Source organism: Methylobacterium sp. J-070 (genome assembly GCF_022829385.1).
Lineage (GTDB): Bacteria > Pseudomonadota > Alphaproteobacteria > Rhizobiales > Beijerinckiaceae > Methylobacterium.
In genome coordinates this window covers 390,918-407,881 of record NZ_JAKSXX010000235.1, presented here as the reverse complement: position 1 = coordinate 407,881, position 16,964 = coordinate 390,918, and the positions used below count along the sequence as shown (strand labels likewise).

Annotated in this window: 17 protein-coding genes; 10 read left to right on the top strand and 7 right to left on the bottom strand. The window is 72.4% G+C overall.

Going from position 1 to position 16,964, the window contains the following annotated elements; translation table 11 throughout:
• Positions 1-974, top strand: a 974-nt coding sequence (gene groEL, locus MKL01_RS26815; RefSeq protein WP_243908206.1) for a chaperonin GroEL, incomplete at its 5' end; no start/stop codon positions are given.
• Between the two features lie 89 nt (positions 975-1,063).
• Positions 1,064-1,870, top strand: a complete 807-nt coding sequence (locus tag MKL01_RS26810) for a S1C family serine protease (RefSeq protein WP_243908205.1) — start codon at positions 1,064-1,066, stop codon at positions 1,868-1,870.
• Positions 1,871-2,045: 175 nt separating this feature from the next.
• Here MKL01_RS26810 and fae read toward each other — a convergent pair whose 3' ends face one another.
• The 7 genes from fae to MKL01_RS26775 form a co-directional block, all read right to left on the bottom strand.
• Positions 2,046-2,558, bottom strand: a complete 513-nt coding sequence (gene fae, locus MKL01_RS26805) for a 5,6,7,8-tetrahydromethanopterin hydro-lyase (RefSeq protein WP_243908204.1) — start codon at positions 2,556-2,558, stop codon at positions 2,046-2,048.
• Between the two features lie 238 nt (positions 2,559-2,796).
• Positions 2,797-3,630, bottom strand: coding sequence for a triphosphoribosyl-dephospho-CoA synthase (locus MKL01_RS26800; RefSeq protein ID WP_243908203.1), 834 nt, complete (start codon positions 3,628-3,630; stop codon positions 2,797-2,799).
• Positions 3,627-4,535, bottom strand: coding sequence for a RimK family alpha-L-glutamate ligase (locus MKL01_RS26795; protein WP_243908202.1), 909 nt, complete (start codon positions 4,533-4,535; stop codon positions 3,627-3,629). The genes MKL01_RS26800 and MKL01_RS26795 overlap by 4 nt, the downstream gene beginning before the upstream one ends.
• A 212-nt stretch (positions 4,536-4,747) precedes the next feature.
• Entirely contained in the window at positions 4,748-5,722 is a 975-nt protein-coding gene (gene mch, locus MKL01_RS26790; protein ID WP_243908201.1) for a methenyltetrahydromethanopterin cyclohydrolase, read from the bottom strand.
• Positions 5,719-6,870 (bottom strand): ATP-grasp domain-containing protein, encoded by a 1,152-nt coding sequence (locus MKL01_RS26785; RefSeq protein WP_243908200.1) that lies wholly within the window; start codon positions 6,868-6,870, stop codon positions 5,719-5,721. Before MKL01_RS26785 ends, mch begins: the two co-directional genes overlap by 4 nt.
• A 21-nt stretch (positions 6,871-6,891) precedes the next feature.
• The gene (locus MKL01_RS26780; RefSeq protein ID WP_243908199.1) at positions 6,892-7,785 is read right to left on the bottom strand and encodes an NAD(P)-dependent methylenetetrahydromethanopterin dehydrogenase; all 894 of its coding nucleotides are present in this window, start codon (positions 7,783-7,785) and stop codon (positions 6,892-6,894) included.
• An 86-nt stretch (positions 7,786-7,871) separates the two neighbouring features.
• Positions 7,872-8,849 (bottom strand): beta-ribofuranosylaminobenzene 5'-phosphate synthase family protein, encoded by a 978-nt coding sequence (locus MKL01_RS26775; RefSeq protein WP_243908198.1) that lies wholly within the window; start codon positions 8,847-8,849, stop codon positions 7,872-7,874.
• A gap of 298 nt (positions 8,850-9,147) precedes the next feature.
• On the opposite strand from MKL01_RS26775, the gene MKL01_RS26770 reads away from it, so the two are divergent.
• From MKL01_RS26770 to pqqA, 8 genes are all read left to right on the top strand, one after another.
• Positions 9,148-10,218 carry a formyltransferase gene (locus MKL01_RS26770; RefSeq protein ID WP_243908197.1) on the top strand — a complete coding sequence of 357 codons (1,071 nt, stop codon included), beginning with the start codon at positions 9,148-9,150 and terminating at the stop codon, positions 10,216-10,218.
• Positions 10,212-11,852, top strand: coding sequence for a formylmethanofuran dehydrogenase subunit A (locus MKL01_RS26765; protein ID WP_243908196.1), 1,641 nt, complete (start codon positions 10,212-10,214; stop codon positions 11,850-11,852). Before MKL01_RS26770 ends, MKL01_RS26765 begins: the two co-directional genes overlap by 7 nt.
• A 108-nt stretch (positions 11,853-11,960) precedes the next feature.
• Complete coding sequence (fhcD, locus tag MKL01_RS26760) at positions 11,961-12,908, top strand: formylmethanofuran--tetrahydromethanopterin N-formyltransferase (protein WP_243908195.1); 948 nt, start codon at positions 11,961-11,963, stop codon at positions 12,906-12,908.
• A 3-nt stretch (positions 12,909-12,911) separates the two neighbouring features.
• Entirely contained in the window at positions 12,912-13,706 is a 795-nt protein-coding gene (locus MKL01_RS26755) for a formylmethanofuran dehydrogenase subunit C (protein ID WP_243908194.1), read from the top strand.
• A gap of 84 nt (positions 13,707-13,790) precedes the next feature.
• On the top strand, positions 13,791-13,997 hold the full coding sequence (locus tag MKL01_RS26750; RefSeq protein WP_243908193.1) for a hypothetical protein: 207 nt from the start codon (positions 13,791-13,793) through the stop codon (positions 13,995-13,997).
• 306 nt (positions 13,998-14,303) lie between these two features.
• A complete protein-coding gene (locus MKL01_RS26745; protein ID WP_243908192.1) occupies positions 14,304-15,938 on the top strand; it encodes a sensor histidine kinase in 1,635 nt (544 codons plus the stop codon).
• The gene (locus tag MKL01_RS26740) at positions 15,935-16,639 is read left to right on the top strand and encodes a response regulator transcription factor (RefSeq protein WP_243908191.1); all 705 of its coding nucleotides are present in this window, start codon (positions 15,935-15,937) and stop codon (positions 16,637-16,639) included. The genes MKL01_RS26745 and MKL01_RS26740 overlap by 4 nt, the downstream gene beginning before the upstream one ends.
• 223 nt (positions 16,640-16,862) lie before the next feature.
• Positions 16,863-16,952, top strand: a complete 90-nt coding sequence (pqqA, locus tag MKL01_RS26735) for a pyrroloquinoline quinone precursor peptide PqqA (protein ID WP_007564431.1) — start codon at positions 16,863-16,865, stop codon at positions 16,950-16,952.
• The last annotated feature ends 12 nt before the right edge of the window (positions 16,953-16,964 follow it).

Genomic DNA, 16,964 nt, shown 5'->3' with positions numbered 1-16,964 from the left:
AGAAGAAGCTGTCGTCGCTGCAGGCGATGCTGCCGGTGCTCGAGGCCGTGGTCCAGACCGGCAAGCCGCTGCTGATCATCGCCGAGGACATCGAGGGCGAGGCGCTCGCCACGCTGGTGGTGAACAAGCTGCGCGGCGGCCTGAAGGTCGCGGCCGTGAAGGCGCCGGGCTTCGGCGACCGCCGCAAGGCGATGCTGGAGGACATCGCGATCCTCACGAAGGGCCAGATGATCGCCGAGGATCTCGGGATCAAGCTCGAGAACGTGACGCTCCCCATGCTCGGCCGCGCCAAGCGGGTTCGGATCGAGAAGGAGAACACCACGATCATCGACGGCGTCGGCGAGAAGTCCGACATCGAGGGCCGGATCGCGCAGATCAAGGCGCAAATCGAGGAGACGACCTCGGACTACGATCGGGAGAAGCTCCAGGAGCGCCTGGCCAAGCTCGCGGGCGGCGTCGCGGTGATCCGCGTCGGCGGCGCGACCGAGGTCGAGGTCAAGGAGAAGAAGGACCGGGTCGACGACGCCCTCAACGCCACCCGCGCGGCGGTCGAGGAGGGCATCGTCCCGGGCGGCGGCACCGCGCTGCTGCGCGCCAAGAAGGCGGTCTCCGAGCTGAAGAGCGAAATCCCGGACGTCCAGGCCGGCATCAAGATCGTGCTCAAGGCCCTCGAGGCGCCGCTCCGCCAGATCGCCCAGAACGCGGGCGTCGAAGGCTCGATCGTGGTCGGCAAGATCACCGACAACACCTCTTCGGAGACCTACGGCTTCAACGCCCAGACCGAGGAGTATGTCGACATGATCCAGGCCGGCATCGTCGACCCGGCTAAGGTCGTGCGCACCGCCCTGCAGGATGCGGCTTCGGTCGCCGGCCTACTGGTGACCACCGAGGCGATGGTCGCCGACGCGCCGAAGAAGGACAGCGGCGCCCCCCCGATGCCGGGCGGCGGCGGCATGGGCGGCATGGACTTCTAAGTCCAAGCCAACCTGTAAGACTGGGAGGGGGTCGCCGAGAGGCGGCCCCTTTTCTTATTGCGGCTTGCGGCGGCCATCATCGCGGACGGGTGATCGGTCGCTCCGCCGACCTGTCGAGCGCCGGCAGCATCAGCGTTCTGTTCCAGGGTCGGCAGATCGCCGTCCTGTCGCTGGTCGGATCGACGGAGGCGTTCGAGGCCGTCATCGGCTGCCAGAAGGACGCGACGCGTGCCGCGGCCCAGGAGACCCCCGGGCCGGCGGCGCCGCGCAAGCTCGAGGCCGGCACCATGAGCACCGGCACCGGATTCTACGTCTCGGAGCGCGGGCACGTCCTGACCAACAACCACGTCGTCGCCGGATGCACGGACTACCGGGTCCGGCAGCCCGGCCGCCCGCCGGTGAAGGCCCGGTACATCGCCGGCGATGCGACCAACGACCTGGCGGTCCTGACCACGGATGTGCCGCAGGCGGTGGTGCCGCCGCTGTCGGTCCGGGCGCGGCTCGGCGAGAGCGTCTACGTCTACGGCTACCCGCAGAGCGATGTCCTGGCGTCCACCGGGAACTTTACCATCGGCAACGTGACGGCGACGGCGGGCTCCGGTGACGACACGCGCAAGATCCAGATCTCGGCGCCGGTCCACCAGGGCAACAGCGGCGGTCCCGCGCTGGACCAGTACGGCAACGTGATCGGGGTGATCCAGTCCAAGCAGGTGGCGTTCGCGTCGGGCGACGTTCCGCAGAACGTGAACTTCGCGATCAAGTCGATGATCGCGCTGAACTTCCTCGAAGCGAACGGGGTCCAACCCCCGATCGCCGTGCGGACCAGCGACCCGATGGATGGCGCCGCGATCGCCGAGAAGGCGCGCGAATTCACGGTCCAGGTCGCCTGCTATTGAACGCGGGCCGCGTCGCCCCGGACGCATCCGAGGCGGGGCGTATCGGCCACAAAAAAACGGGACGGCTTTCGCCGTCCCGTCAGGAGCCCTATCGGCCTAAGAAGATCGAAGCCAGTCGCTGGAGCAGGCCCCGCGGTGCGGGCGGAGGCTCGCTCTGCCCAGGACCGTCCCCGATCTAAGCGTTGGCGGCGAAGGGATGCTGCGCGGAGTTGCGCTGCTCGGTGACGGTCGAAGCCTTCGGCTCGCCGTTGACGGCGCGCTGGATCGACAGCTTGGTCGCCTCGTAGTTGTACTTCTGGATCTTGGCGTCGTCGGCCGCCTCCCAGTGGATGAACACGCCGACCAGGATGAACAGGTCGTCGGCCTCGTCCGCCGGGATGATGCCCTCGGCGACCGAGTCCTGCACGGCCTTGGCAACGCCGTGCTGGGCCGGGCCGAACATCTGGACGGCCTGACGGGCGTCGTTGATGGTGACCTTGTTGAACATCAGCGTGTTCGGCTTGCACGGCAGGTTCGGCGCGATGACCGCGAGAAGGCTGGTGAAGCCGTGCTTGTTGTTCACGAGGCCGTTGCAGAACGCGGTCTCGGCGGGCGAACCGCGCGGTCCGATGATGAGGTCGATGTGGGCGACCTCGTTGCCGTCGCCGACGAGTGCTTCGCCGACCTGAACCTTGGTGATCTTCGCCATTCGGTGTCTCTCCCTGGATTCCGAAATAGAGCCGCGCGCCGGGCGGTGCCGCGGCCGGGAAGCCATCCTTGTTATCGGCGCCCGACCATGCCGGCCGAGCCGGATGAGCCGAGCCGGTTGGGCCGGACAGCGCGGCGGACCCTACAGCGGGGCCCAGCGGGTCACAACCCGCGCAAGGCCCTGACACGAAGGAATTTCTATCGGTCCGCCCCTGGGAACTTCCGAACGCCCGCGGGGTTCAGGCCGGCGCGGCGCCGGCCGCCGCGAGGGCGTCCCAGAACAGCGTCGCGACCGTGAAATCCGCGCTCGTCCCCGGGTTCAGGCCGCGCGCCTTCAGGCCGGCGTCGAGGGCGAGGAGCGGTGCCACCGGCCGGGACGCGAGGTCGAGGCCGGCGCACGCCGTCGCGACCTCGCGGCGGAGGGCCTCGGCCGCCGCGGCGCCGTGCCTGCGGACGACGTGGCTGTCGGGGACCGCCGTCAGGTAGGCGAGATGGATCGCCGTGGTGCACCAGGACGGGTCGAGCCCCGCGCTCCGTGCCTCGGCCAGAGCCGGAAGGCCGATCGTCCGCAGGTCGTCGAAGCCGGTGACGTAGGCGCGGGCGATCCGGTCGCGGTCGGCCGCCTCCGCCATGGCGTCCAACAACGAGGCGGGCGGATCGGCCGCGACGTCGTGGCGGCCGGCGCGGCCGAGGCCGCCCGGATTGGCCATGCGGATCGCCGCGAAGACGGCCGCCGAATCGGCCCCGTCGAGACCGTCCAGCACGCTCGCCACCGGCTGTCCCCGTTCGGCGGCGGCCGCGAGAGGGGCGCAGAGCAGCAGGATGCCGAGATTCGTGTTCTGGCCCACCGCCGCGACGGTCGCCGCGACGCCGTCGCGGATCCGCGCGCCGACCCCTGCCCCGGCCTCAGTCAGCGGCGCGGCCGAGGCCTCGGCGCTTCTCACGAAATCCGCCACCACCATGCGGTGGCCGGCCGCGTAGGCGTGGACGTTGCCGGGCTTCAGGGCGTCGAGTTCGGCGAGGCAGGCGGCCCGGTAGAGCGTGGCGATCAGGCCCGCGTCGAGCCGGGTCATGCCACCACGAGCCGGGGACGGCTGGCGCCGCGGACGGCCGCCAGGAAGCCCCGGACCACCGCGGCGGCGATCTCGGTCTCGCACACGGTCTGGAGACCCGACCAGGCGGGCATGGAATTGACCTCCAGGATGGAGAAGCCGCCCTCCCCGTCCTCGACGAGATCCACGCCGGAATAATCGACGCCGACCGCGCCGGCCGCCGCCTCGGCGAGCTCGGCCGCCGCCCGCGGCATCGCCCAGGGCAGCGGCCGGCCGCCCCGGTGGACGTTGGTGATCCAGCCGTCGCCCTCGCGGATCATGCCGGCCAGGGCCCGCCCGTCGCAGACGAACACCCGGTAGTCGCGCCAGAGGCCGTCCCGGCGGGGCACGTAGCGCTGGAGGTAATAGACCCGCGCCACCGCCTCCTCGTCCGGGAGGTCCTCCGGCCGCTCGATCAGGGCGAGACCCTCCCCCTGCGAGCCGAACAGCGGCTTGAGCACGAGCGGCGCGCCCGGCCGCGCCTCGTCCGCCACCAGGGCGGCCGCGGCCTCGCGCTTCGAGAACACCCAGGTCGCGGGGGTCGGCAGGCCGGCCCGGGCGATGAGCAGCGAGGTGGCCGCCTTGTCCACCGAGCGCTCGATCGCGGTCGGCGCGTTCCAGACCGTGACGCCCGCCGCCACCAGGGCATGCAGCACGCCGAGCCGCATCGTGGTGGCCTCGAAGGTGCCGCCCGCGATGGTCCGCATCAGCACCCCGTCGGGCAGCGCGTCCGGGAAGCCCGGGATCCGCAGCGGCTCGCCACCGCCGGTGACGACCGCCACGTCGGCCAGCGAGAACAGCACGGGCTCGACCCCCTGTGCGCGCAGCGCGGACAGCAGGCGGTTCCTGTGCCAGGTGCCGTTCTCGGCCGCGAGCCCGATGCGCATGGGGGTCCTGATCGTCACGGATGGAAGCGCTTCATGGGATGAGGGCGGCGTCCCGCTGGGAGCGGCGCCGCCGGACACGCGGCGTGCGCGGCGGTCCGACGGCGGGTCGGCGCACGGGGCCCCCTCCCGTGCGGGAGAGGGACAGAGGGGAGGACCGGGGCCCCGGTCGGCGGCAATCGACGCCCGCTCCGGCCAGGGGCCCGGCGCGCGCCTCAGGCGAAGGAGGCTTCCACCAGCGTCGGCTCCAGGCGGCCGCCGCGGTAGGTGGCGCCAGTCCGCACCGACGTGACGATCGCCTCGGCCGGCGAGAACAGGGCGCCGTCGATCTTGTAGAAGTCGCCGTTCACCCGGGCGAAGATGTCGGCGAAGGGGGCGCCGTGGTCGCTCGAGGTGGTCGAGGGCAGCTGCTCGGCGAGCTGTCTGGCGTCCGCATCGTCGGCATCGACGAAGAGCTGAACGCGTCCGCCGTAGATGATCGCGTCGTTCGTGCGGCCCATCGCCTTGATGAAGTCCGGATGCGGCGGCGACAGGGGCGCCGAGCCGATCCCGTCGACGATGGCGTGCAGGTCGAAGCCCACCGTGTGGGCCTTGTGCAGGGCCACCTCCAGCACGCGGGCCACCACCTGGGTGGAACCGGCGAGGCTCTGGGTCGGCGCGAAGATGAAGGTCAGGTCATCGGGGCGCAGGCCGGACGCCTCCGCGACCTTGGCGACCACGCTGTCGGGCGGGCCGCCGGCCGCCTCGAGCACCAGCGCGGTCTTGGTGGCGGAATCCCGGTAGCCGAGTTCGCCGTACAGGTCCTCGACGGCGGCCACCGCCCGGCCCGGCCCCGAGCCGAGGGCGAAGAAGCCCGAATCCCCGGTGTCGTCCGCGAGGCTCCAGCCCGCGTACTGGCTTCCCAGGCAGGCCAGCACCGGGTCGGCCGCGTGGACCGTCACCGAGTGCGGCCACGACGCGATCGGCCCGCTCGGCGCGATGGTCACGGTGCCGAGGCCGCCGAGGCAGATCTCGGCGATGCGCCGCCCGGCCTCGATCGAGCCCCGCGCCTGGGCGCCGGCATCGACCATCCGAACGCCGCCGGCCGTTTGCGACACGGCGAGCCGCAGGGTCGCGGCGTCCGCCACGAGCCGCTCGACGAGCGGCGCCGAGAGCGCGTTGACGCTGGGATAGGACTGGCTGGCACTCATGACAGGGGTTCCTCGGGGTGTAACGTTTTTCGCGCGAGACCGGCCCGAAGCCGCGCCGTCCGCGTCTCCAACAAGGCGCAAGCCTCCGTCCGGTCGGCGCCTTCGGCCAGGACCGTGCAGAGGGGTGCATCGCGGCGGACCACCGAGCCGGAACGCGGTCGGTCGCGCACGTAGTCCGGCCATGCGACGTGCGGGACGGGCGCATGCTCCCGATCCGCGTAACAGATCTGCGCGGCCGCCGCATCCGCCGGCGACGGACCGAGGTCCGGCATCGTCCCGAGACAGGCCGCGATATGCGCCGCCAGCAGCGGCGTCGCCCGCCGGTCGAGGACATCGAGCGTCGCGCCGGGCCGGGGGTTGATCTCGGTGAGCCACCAGCCCGATCCGTCGACCAGCACGTCGGCGCTGCCGAGCCCGCGCAGGCCGGTCGCCGCGACGATCCGCTCGGTGCCGTCCGCGATGGCGTCGACGGTCCCCCCCGGCAGCGCCGGGGTCTCGCCGACGCCGCGGACCAGCGCCCCGGCGTAGCGATAGGGCCGGATCGGCGTCGGCGCACACCATTGCTCGGTGATCGCCAGGATCCGGATCGTGCGGCCGTCGGCCACGAAATTCAGCGCGTGCGGTCGTCCCGGCACCCGGGTCTGAAAGTAATGGCCCTCGGGCGCCCGTGAGCGGGTGGCCGACCGGATGTGCGTGCCGCCGCTGCCGCCTCCCCGCTTGAGCAGCCAGCCGGCGGGATCCGCCGGCGGCTCCGTCGCGATCGCGGGATGCGGCACGCCGAGGCGCGCGCAGAGCCTGGCGAAGGCCTGCGGATCCTTCAGCGCCGCGAGGGTGTCGGCCGAGGCGCCGATCAGCCGGTGCCGGCCGGCGAGCCGGGCGACGAGGCCGGGCGCGTCCTCGAAGCCGCTGCCGAGGATCAAGCCGACCGAGGGCCCGGCCATCGCGGCCAGACGGTCGAGCGCCGCCAGGGTCGCGTCCCCGTCCGGCGCGGCGCCGAGACGACCGGGCAGCATCTCGTGCGCTTCCGCCAGCGCGAGCGTGTCGGAATCGCCGAACAGGTCGGCCACGTAGGGGCGAAGCCCGGCGCGGCGCGCCGCCTCGGCCAGGGCGCGGCCGGCCTGCGCGGCGATCAGGACCCCGTCCGCCATCCGGGACCGGTCCGGATCGCCCTAGCCGGCGATCTCCACCGCGAGGGTGTACGCGTCGCGGAAGTCGAGGCAGAGCGGCGTGTCGGAGGCGAGCATCCGGTCGAACAGCTGCCGCTGGGTCTGGTACTTCACGTTGCCGACCGCCAGCGCGCCGATGCCCACGCCCCGGCCGGTGGGCAGCGGCACGTCGACCGCGTTGACGTCGATGCCCGCGATGCCGGCGGGCGGCACGGCGTTGACGTCGGAGGCGACGAGGAGCTTGGGCGCCGCCTCCAGATCCTCCGCCGAGAGGATCGGGATGCCCGCCGGCCCGGCCGAGAGGATCACGTCCGCGTCCCGGATGGCGGCACGGCGGTCCTCGGGCGTGGTGCCGTCGACGGCGCCGACCTCGATGCCGAAGCGCCATTTCATCGTGAAGGCGATCTTCGAGACGCGCTCCTCGCCGTCATGGCCGACCAGCACGGTGGTGGCCCCCTGCAGGGCGCCGATCACCGCCGCCACGTAGGCGACGACGCCGGCGCCGCCGAAGATCACGATGCGCTTGCCGGTGAGATCGGTGTTGAATTTCTGCCGCAGCGCGCGGGAGACCTGCGCCACCATGGCGGCCCCGGTGGTGAAGGAGCCCGCCGGGTCGGCGAAGACGTGGTTCACGAAGGGCGGCACGAACGCCTTCTTGGCGCGGTCGACCATGTCGAGGGCGTCCTCGGCGTTCTTGCCGCCGATGAAGATGCCCGTCCGGGTGCCGTCGGCCGGGGCGCGCGAGAAGATCGAATCCTGGGTCAGCGAGACCACGTCGGCGAGGCTGACCTCGGTGTAGGTCATGACCGTCTCGAAGCCGGCATCCACGGCCATGTTCACGTCGAACGGGCTCATGTGCCGGAGGGGCGTCAGCATATGGAGGATCGAGCGGGCCATGGCATCCTCGTGCGGCGCGCGTCCGGCGCGCCTGCGCACCGTCCAAACCCGGAGCCGTGCCCCGGGTCAAGCCCGCAACGGCCGACTCAGTTCGGTCCGGTTATCGACGCGCCGCTGTTGCGGCCGCGGGCAATGAGGAAGCGGAGCGGGCCGCCCCGGTCGAGGCTCGTCACCAGGGCCCGGGCCTCGGCCTCCGAGGGCACCAGCGCGAAGCCGGTCGGACCCCAGGAGGACTGACCGTAGCCGGGCACACCCTGCGCGGCGGCGGCGGCGAGCGCCTGCGCCACCGCGGGGCTGGCGTAGCGGCCGCCCTGGTGGGGGGCGAAATGATCGCCGATCAGATCCTGGATCCGGGTGATCCCGGATCCGAACCCCCGCGGTTCGGAGAGGGCGACGGCGGGCAGGACCTGCATCAGCGTGATCCGGCAGATCTCCGCGGCCTCGGCCTCGGGGAAGCGCGGCAGGTCGCGGAACGCCTCGACCTCGCGGGTGCCGTGCACGCCGGCCATGCTCGAATCGAGGATGAGGACGATCCGCCAGGCCTCCGGATAGGGCAGCCGCGCGATGACCGGGGGCGGTCCCCCATCCGGGCCGCGGCCGCCGTCGACGATCAGGCCCCCCGTCGTGAAGGCGCACAGGCCGACGCCGGAGCGGTTGCCGCGGTCCAGGGAGTCCGCGAAGGCGTCCGCCGCGAACGGCGAGCGGTTCAGGCGCGCCAGCGCCGCCGCCACCGACAGGGCGAGCTGCGTGCCGGAGCCGAAGCCCGCATGGGCGGGGATCACCCGCTCGACGGTCATCGCCACGTCCGTGCCGCAGCCGAGATGGGCCGCGGCGGCCTGGAGGTAGCCGCGGACGCGATCGGCCTCGGGGCCTTCCACCGTGCCGCGGGCCGAACGGCGCGCGGTCAGCGCGAGCGCGGGTTCATCGATGGCGAGCCCGATGCTGCCGAAGCGACGGCCGAGCCCGCCGTGCAGGTCCAGAAACCCGAAATGAAGCCGCGCCGGCGCCTCGACCCGCACAGCGCCGTCGTCCGTCGCCTCGTTCCGCTCGGGGACCTCGTCCACCGCAATCCCCTCGAATCCCGCCGGCGGGCCGCATGATCGGCGCGCTTGTCCCACGCCGCGCGCTGCCGGAGCAGCGGGATCGTGAGGTCGATCGGCCGGACCCCCTTGCCGCGGTGCGCGGATGAATGCAAACCTAGGGCCCGCGACGGCGTGCCGAGTTTGCCGTCTGCCCGGACCTCGCCGGGCGGGCGCGCCATTCCGACTCTGTGGGGGCCCCGTCAGGGGGCGACCCTACTTCGTCCGGTCTTACGGCCGTCGCCCGCTCCGAGAGCCAAGCAAGAACGTTGCGAGAGGGAGCATGGCAGCCTGGGTGAAGGGTGGCGCGACGGACGCGGACGCCGCCATCGAGGCGGCCGCGTCCCTCCTCGCCAAGGCGCGCGCACCGGTGATCGCCGGGCTCAGCGCCGACGTGGCGGCGATCCGTGGGGCCTTCGACCTCGCGGGGCGCATCGGCGCCTCGGTCGATACCGCCGGCTCGGTGGGGACCTACGCCGAACTCGGCGCGCTGAGCCGGAGCGGCGCCCTGACCACGACGCCGGCGGAGGCCGTGGGCCGCGCCGACGTGGTGCTGGTGGTGGGCGCCGCCGCCTGGCAGGACCCGCTCCTGAAACGTCTGATCGATGCCAATCCCACCCGCGGCCGCGCCGCCGGATCGGAGCGCGCCCTGCTGGCGGTCGGCGCGAATGCCACCGCCTCGCTGTCCTGGGCCGCGGAGGGCGGGCTGCCGGAGGCCGTCGGCCTGCTGAGCGCCCATGCCCGCGGCCATCTCGCCGGCGACGCGCTTCCCGGCCAGATCGCCGCCCGCCTCGCCGCCGCCCGGTACGGCGTCCTGCTGTACGATCCCGCCGAGCTCGGCGAGGCCGGCGTCGAGATGCTTCAGGGCCTGGCCATGGCGCTGTGCGAGACCACGCGCTGCTTCACCCTCGCGGTGAACGGAGCCGGGCAGGACCGGGCCGTGGTCCCGGTCTCGGCCTGGCTGACCGGTCAGGCGCCCCGCAGCGGCTTCGGCCGGCGCGTGCCCGAGCACGATCCCTGGCGCTTCGACGCCGCCCGGCAGGTCGCCGCCGGCGAGGTCGACGCCGTGCTCTGGCTCGCCTCCGTGCCGGTGGCGCGCCCGGACTGGCTGTCCGCGGTGCCGTCCGTGGCGCTGGTTTCGGACGCCGAAGCGCAGAGCGCCGAGGTGGTCGTGGCGGTCGGCCGCCCCGGCCACGACCACGGCGGCGTGTTGTGGAACGAGCAGCGCGCCGCGCTGACCTTCCGGCCGGCCGCGGCGCCATCGGATCTGCCGTCGGCCGCATCGGTGCTGCGCGCGCTCAAGGAGCGCCTGGCCAAGAGCCGGCCCGCGTCGAGGAGTGACTCCGCATGCTGAGCGTGATCCGGGGCGGGCGCGTCGTCGATCCCACCGCGTCCCGCGATTCCGTCGGGGACGTCTGGATCGAGGACGGCCGCGTGGTCGATCCGCCGGGCCGCGAGCCCGACGCGGTGATCGACGCGGCGGGCTGCGTGGTCATGGCCGGCGGCGTCGAGGTGCACTCGCACATCGCCGGCGGCAACGTGATCACCTCGCGGCTGCTCCTGCCCGACCTCTACGTGAGCGAGGCCGCCCCGGACGGCCATCCCTTCGCCCATGCCGGCGGCGCGGCGGCCTGGATCGGCGCGACCTATGCGCGGATGGGCTACACGACGGCGGTCGAGCCGGCGATGCCGCCGACCCACGCCCTGGGGACCCAGCTCGAACTCGCCGACATCCCCCTGCTCGACCGGGGCGCCCTCACCGTGATGGGCAACGACGACCAGCTGCTGCAGCTGCTGCGCGAGCGGCAGGGCGGCGATGCGGTCCGCGACCTCGTCGCCCTCTCGGTCGCCCAGTCCCGCGGGCTCGGGGTGAAGTGCATCAACGCCGGCGGCGCCTCCGCCTTCAAGGACGGGGCGCTGCGCCTCTCCCTCGACGACGAGATCCCCTGCTACGGGCTGTCGACGCGCCAGATCATGGGCTCGCTCCTCGACGCGGTCGAAGAGATCGGCGTCCCGCACCCGCTCCACGTCCACTGCAACAACCTGGGCCTGCCCGGAGCGGACGACAGCTTCATGGCGACCCTCGATGCGGCGGAAGGCCGACGCATCCACTTCGCCCACGCCCAGTTCTACGCCTACGGCGCCGTCGATCCAGCCAATCCCGGCACCGGCGGCTTCCGCTCGGCCGCGGAGCGGATCGCCCAGGCGATCGCCGACAACCCGAACGCGACCCTCGATATCGGGCAGGTGGTGTTCGGCCAGACCGTGACCGTCTCCCTCGACATCCTGCGGCAGTTCGCGGGACGGAAGGGCGCGAAGCCGAAGAAGTGGGTGCTGAACGCCGGCGACGCCGAGGGCGGCGGCGTGGTGCCGTTCTTGTACCGGCCCCGGGGCCCGACCAGCTCGCTGCAATGGGCGATCGGCCTGGAGATCATGCTGCTCTCCACCGATCCCGAGCGGACGATCCTGACCACCGACCACCCGAACGGCGGCCCGTTCACCCAGTACCCGCGGATCATCCACCTGCTGATGGACAAGTCGGAGCGCGACCGCGAGATCGCCACCCTGCCCGGCGTCGTGGGCGAGCGCTCGAGCCTGCCGGGCCTGGAGCGCGAGTACACGCTCTCGGAGATCGCGCAGCTGACCCGCTCCGGGCCGGCCAAGCTCCTCGGCCTTGCCGACCGCGGGCATCTCCGGGCCGGCGCCCGGGCCGACGTCGCGGTCTACCGGGACGACAGCGACCGCACCGCCATGTTCACCGCCGCGAAGCTCGTCCTCAAGGACGGCGTGCCGATCGTCGAGGACGGCGAGGTGGTGGAGTGGCGCACCGGGCGCACGCTGTCGCTCACCGTCGAGGCCGACAAGGCCATGGCGAAGCGCGCCGATACCTACCTCACGGAGCGGTTCGGCGAGGGACTCGACAGCTTCGCGGTGCCCGATGCCGCGTTCGGCGAGGGCGTGTTCGAGGAGGTCGCATGTCGGGCCTGACAATGGCGATGTCCGCCGAATTCAAGGGTAGTCCGGATCTTTCAAGCACCCGCCCTCCCTCCCCCGCAGAGGGGGGAGGGATCTGGCCGTCGCGGAAGTCCCAAAAAAATGTCTGACCTCTCCCTCAACGGTATCCGGGTCATCGACACCTTCGCGGAGGCGTTCGATGTGGCCGGCACCGCCATCGTGGTCACCAACGACACCGCCAAGTGGGCGATGATCGCCGCGACCACGATGACCGGCTTCGCCACCTCGGTGATCGGCTGCGGCGCCGAGGCCGGGATCGATGCCGAGCTGTCGCCGGAGGAGACGCCGGACGGGCGCCCCGGCGTGCGGATCCTGCTCTTCGGCTTCGAGCCGAACGGCCTCAAGGAGCAGCTGATCAAGCGGGTCGGCCAGTGCATCCTCACCTGCCCGGGCACCGCCTGCTACGCGGGGGTGGACGGGCCGAACAAGATCAAGCTCGGCGGCGCGATCCGCTACTTCGGCGACGGCTTCGCGGTGGCCAAGCGCCTGCCCGACGCCTCCGGCAAGGCGCGGCGCTACTGGCGCATCCCGGTGATGGACGGCGAGTTCCTGTGCGAGGACTCGGTCCGGGCCGTCGACGGCGCGGTCGGCGGCGGCAACCTGCTGTTCCTCGGCCGCAACCACGCCGAGACGCTGAAGGTGGCCGAGATCGCCGTGGAGGCCGCCAAGGCGGTGCCGGGGGCGATCCTGCCGTTCCCGGGGGGCATCGTCCGCTCCGGGTCGAAGGTCGGCGGACGGACCAAGGGCATGATGGCGTCGACCAACGACGCCTATTGCCCGACCCTGAAGGGGCGGGCCGGCTCGGCGCTCCCGGCCGAATGCGGCGTGGTGCTGGAGATCGTGATCGATGCCCTGACCTCGCAGGGCGTGTCGGACTCGATGCGCGCCGGCCTGCACGCGGCGACCGAAATCGGCGGGAAGCACGGGCTGATCGCCGTCACGGCCGGCAATTACGGCGGCAATCTCGGCCGCCACCATTATCACCTGCGCGACCTGATCGCGCGCGACGATGCCAAGCCGGAGGGCTGAGCCGTGAGCACCCTCACCCTGCGCGCGGCCCCGCCCGAGCGGCTGGATTTCCGCGCCATCAACCCCCTGGCGCTGAAGGGCTTGTCCCAAGGCGAGGCCGAGCGCCTGGACGTCGGGACCACCCGCACGGGCGTGCGCCTCGGCGACTGCTTCTCCGTGGCCCTCGACGGCTCCGACAGCCTGACCATCGAGGGCGGCCACGAGCGCCTCGACCGGGTCGGCGCCGCCCTGTCGGCCGGGACGATCCGGGTGACCGGCGACGTCGGCCAGCGCCTCGGCGCGGGCATGGCCGGCGGCCGCCTGACGGTGACCGGGACGGCCGGACCCTACGCCGCGTCCGGAGCGACCGGCGGCATCATCACCGTCGAGGGCGACGCCGGGGACTACGCCGGCGGCGCGGTCTACGCCGCCAAGGCGGGGCTCGACGGCGCGACGCTGATCATCCGCGGCACGGCAGGGGCGCATCTCGGCGACCGGATGCGGCGCGGGATGATCCTGGCCGGCCGCGCGGGCGCCTTCGCGGGCTCGCGCATGATCGCCGGCACCCTGGCCGCCCTCGCCGTGGGCGACCATCCCGGTCTCGGCATGCGCCGCGGCACCCTCGTCCTGGGTTCGCACGGCCGGATGGCTGCGACCTTCGTGGAGACCGGGACCCACGACCTCGTGTACCTGCGGCTCCTGGCGCGGTCCCTGCGCGGCCTCAGCGCCGAGCACGCTGATCTCCTCGCCCGGCCGCTGCGCCGCTACTCGGGCGATCTCGCCACCATCGCCAAGGGCGAGATCTGGGTCGCGGCCTGACGCCGCCTGGGCAAGGGCCGTGGACGCGTCCTATGCTCCGCGCCAAGCCGGCCCGTCCGAGGCCGGCAATGCGGGGACGCGCCCATGCTGCTGCTGCTGTCGATCTGCCTCGTCGCCCAGCCCTCGACCTGCCGCGAAGACCGGATCGAGATGTCGTTCGAGAAATCGAGCCCGTTCGTATGCCTGCGCAACTCCCAGAGCGCACTGGCGACCTGGCAGGCCACGCATCCCGAATGGCATGTCGAGCGCTGGCGCTGCGCCGCCAAGGACAGCGTGCCGAAGGATCTGTGAAGTCGGCTTGGTTCTCCGGCCCGGCGGTGACATGCTCGCGTCCGCGACGGGGCCGTGGATCGGCGATCGGCCTCCGCCGACCGGCGTTCGAAGGTCACGGATGTCCCACCCTCAGCCTGATCCCTCGGCGCCGGCGCGCGACCCGGGCCGCTACGGCGCCATTCCGGGATCCCGGGTTCAGCCGCAGGGCCCATTCCGGCCCGCGCCGCAGCCCGCTTGGCAGCATCACTCCCAGCCCCGCGGGATGAGGGTGCGGACGGGACGATCGCAGCCGATCCGGCCGGCTTTCGAGACGGTGTCGCGACCATGCGCTCGCTGAAGGTCCGCTTCGCGCTGCTGCTCGGGGGTACCGCCATCGTGGTGGTGCTCGCCGCCGCCGCGGCGCTGGCGGCGATCGGCGCGGCGGAACGGACCGTGGATCGGACGCTGGAGGCGCAGCGACGGCTGGAACTGCTGGCGGAATTGTCGGGCCGCCTTACGCAGTTCGGTCTCGCGGCCGTCGAGACCGTGGGCAATCCCGATGGACAGCCCGAGGCGATGGCGATCGCCCGCGACAACGCCGACCGCGCGCTGACCACCGTGGACGAGGCCCTCGCGAAGAGCTTCCCCCCGAGCGACGATCCCGCCGACCGGATGCAGTACGCGGCACGCACGCGCCCCATGGCGCAGCTGAGGGCGGCCCGCGCCGTGCTCGACCGGCAGGTGACGCTCATCAGTCGCCAGACCGACCAGGAGCGGCGACAGGACTCTATCAAGGGCGCGCTGAACGGGTTCGGCGCCATGACCGGGCAACCGCTCTCGTTCCTCATCGAGGCCGAGCGGCGCAGCATGGCGCTGGGTTCCGAGCAGGCCCGGGCGCTGTCGGCGCGCCTGCGCGGGGCCGCCGCCTCCGCGGTGGCGGCGGCCCTGGTGCTGCTGGCGATCCTCTATCGCGGCGTCACCCGGCCCACCCTGGCGCGGATCGAGGAGGTTCGCCGGGCGGCGAGCGCCATCGGTCACGGGGCCCTCGACACGCGCCTGTCCGTGGCGACCCGGGACGAGCTCGGCCTCCTCATGACCAACGTCAACCGCATGGCCGCCCGCCTGGCCCGCCGCGAGTCGCGGGTGGTGGCCGACCGGGCCGCCCTGGAGGACACCGTCGCGACGCGCACCGCCGACCTGCGGGCCGCCAATGCCCGCCTCGAAGCCGCCGACCAGTCGCGGCGCCGCTTCTTCGCCGACGTCAGTCACGAGCTGCGCACGCCCCTCACGGTGATCCTCGGCGAGTGCGACCTCGCCCTGCGGGGCGCGACGAGGGGCGCCGATCCGGGGCCGATCTTCGCCACGATCCGGAAGCGGGCGCAGCGGCTGAAGCTGCGGGTGGAGGACCTGCTGCGCGTCGCCCGCTCGGAATCGGGCGAGATCGAATTCGACAAGCGCCCCCTCGGCCTCGCCCTGGTCCTGTCGGAGGCGGTGGACAACATGGGCTCGGAGGCCGCGCGCCGGCGGGTCGCGCTCACCCTCGATCCCGGGACGCGGGACGTCGAGTGCCTCGCCGACCGCGAGTGGATCCGGCAGACCGTCGAGAGCCTCGTGGACAACGCCCTGCGCCACGCCACCGGACTGACGCGCGTCGAGGTTGCCCTGGCGACCGGTCCGGGTCCGGTGGGACGGATCACCATCACCGACGACGGGTCGGGCTTCGGCGCTCCCGAGGCCGAACTGTTCGAACGGTTCCGGCGCGGCACGGGCGCGGGGCCCGACGAGACCGGCTTCGGCATCGGCCTCGCCCTGGCCCGGTGGATCGTCGAGCAGCACGGCGGCACGATCCGGTTGGAGTCCGGGCCGGACGGGCGCGGCGCCCGGGTCAGCCTGGACATCCCGGCCCTCGATCCGGCATGGGATGCCGGAACGGCCGGGGACGCGGCCGGCGCCGGACAGGTGAGGGAGTCGGCCGCATGACGCGGATCCTGATCGTCGAGGACGATATCGACATCCGGGCCCTCCTGGCGCGAGGCCTCGAGGCGGAGGGTTTCGAGGTCGGCACGGCGGCCTGCGTGGACGAGGCGCTCAAGGCCGCGCACGATCCCGCGCCCGGGGCCGTGCTCCTCGACATCAATCTGCCGGACGGGTCCGGCCATGACGTCTGCCGCTCCCTGCGCGAGGGCGGCTTTCCCGGCGCGATCCTGTTCCTCTCCGCCCGGGACGAGATCCGCGACCGGGCCGAGGGGCTGGCGCTCGGAGCCGACGACTACATCGTCAAGCCGTTCGCGTTCGACGAGCTGGTCGCCCGCCTGCGGACCCACCTGATGCGGCGCGCCCAGTCGGAAGCGCCGCGCTCGCGTATTACGGTCGGCAAGCTGATGCTCGACTTCGACACCCGTCAGGCGAGCTGCGGCGAGGCCAGTGCCCGGCTGACCCCCCGCGAGGCCGACCTGCTGGCGATGCTCATGGAGAACATCGGCAAGCCAGTCTCGCGCGCCGATATCTTCGACCGGCTCTGGGCCAGCCAGGGCGGGCTCTCCCTGAACGTGGTCGATGTCTACATCGGCTATCTCCGCTCGAAGATGGCCGATTTCGTCCGCTATGGCGGGCCCGTTCTGGTCACCGTCCGGGGTAAAGGCTTCATGCTGGAGCTTCGCGGTCCCGACTTCCGTCAATGAGCCAGTGTACTTAAGTCGCAGGCGGCCGGTTTTTGCGATGGTGTCCGGATATTTAGGAAGTCTCTCACGAAAAATTTGGGAGGATCCGGCAACTTAGTGCTTGAAGAGCGCGGCTGAATCGTCGATACCTCTCCGGCGCCGGAAATCAGAGCGCCATCAGTGTCTTAGGGTCCTCTTAGGAACCGCGTGACGCTCGGTGAGGATAACGTCTAGGAGAAACACCATGAAGTGGGCTGCCCCCGTCGTGTCCGAGATCTGCGTCGGCATGGAAGTGACGAGCTACGAGTCGGCCGAGATCGACACCTTCAACTGAGCCGTTTCGCAA

Excerpts from the sequence above, each read along its gene's own strand:
- fae (WP_243908204.1), bottom strand. The coding sequence starts at position 2,558 with ATGGCGAAGATCACCAAGGTTCAGGTCGGCGAAGCACTCGTCGGCGAC.
- MKL01_RS26800 (WP_243908203.1), bottom strand. The coding sequence starts at position 3,630 with ATGACCCGGCTCGACGCGGGCCTGATCGCCACGCTCTACCGGGCCGCC.
- MKL01_RS26795 (WP_243908202.1), bottom strand. The coding sequence starts at position 4,535 with ATGCGCATCGGGCTCGCGGCCGAGAACGGCACCTGGCACAGGAACCGC.
- mch (WP_243908201.1), bottom strand. The coding sequence starts at position 5,722 with ATGAGTGCCAGCCAGTCCTATCCCAGCGTCAACGCGCTCTCGGCGCCG.
- MKL01_RS26785 (WP_243908200.1), bottom strand. The coding sequence starts at position 6,870 with ATGGCGGACGGGGTCCTGATCGCCGCGCAGGCCGGCCGCGCCCTGGCC.
- MKL01_RS26780 (WP_243908199.1), bottom strand. The coding sequence starts at position 7,785 with ATGGCCCGCTCGATCCTCCATATGCTGACGCCCCTCCGGCACATGAGC.
- MKL01_RS26770 (WP_243908197.1), top strand. The coding sequence starts at position 9,148 with ATGGCAGCCTGGGTGAAGGGTGGCGCGACGGACGCGGACGCCGCCATC.
- MKL01_RS26765 (WP_243908196.1), top strand. The coding sequence starts at position 10,212 with ATGCTGAGCGTGATCCGGGGCGGGCGCGTCGTCGATCCCACCGCGTCC.
- fhcD (WP_243908195.1), top strand. The coding sequence starts at position 11,961 with ATGTCTGACCTCTCCCTCAACGGTATCCGGGTCATCGACACCTTCGCG.
- MKL01_RS26750 (WP_243908193.1), top strand. The coding sequence starts at position 13,791 with ATGCTGCTGCTGCTGTCGATCTGCCTCGTCGCCCAGCCCTCGACCTGC.
- MKL01_RS26745 (WP_243908192.1), top strand. The coding sequence starts at position 14,304 with ATGCGCTCGCTGAAGGTCCGCTTCGCGCTGCTGCTCGGGGGTACCGCC.
- MKL01_RS26740 (WP_243908191.1), top strand. The coding sequence starts at position 15,935 with ATGACGCGGATCCTGATCGTCGAGGACGATATCGACATCCGGGCCCTC.
- pqqA (WP_007564431.1), top strand. The coding sequence starts at position 16,863 with ATGAAGTGGGCTGCCCCCGTCGTGTCCGAGATCTGCGTCGGCATGGAA.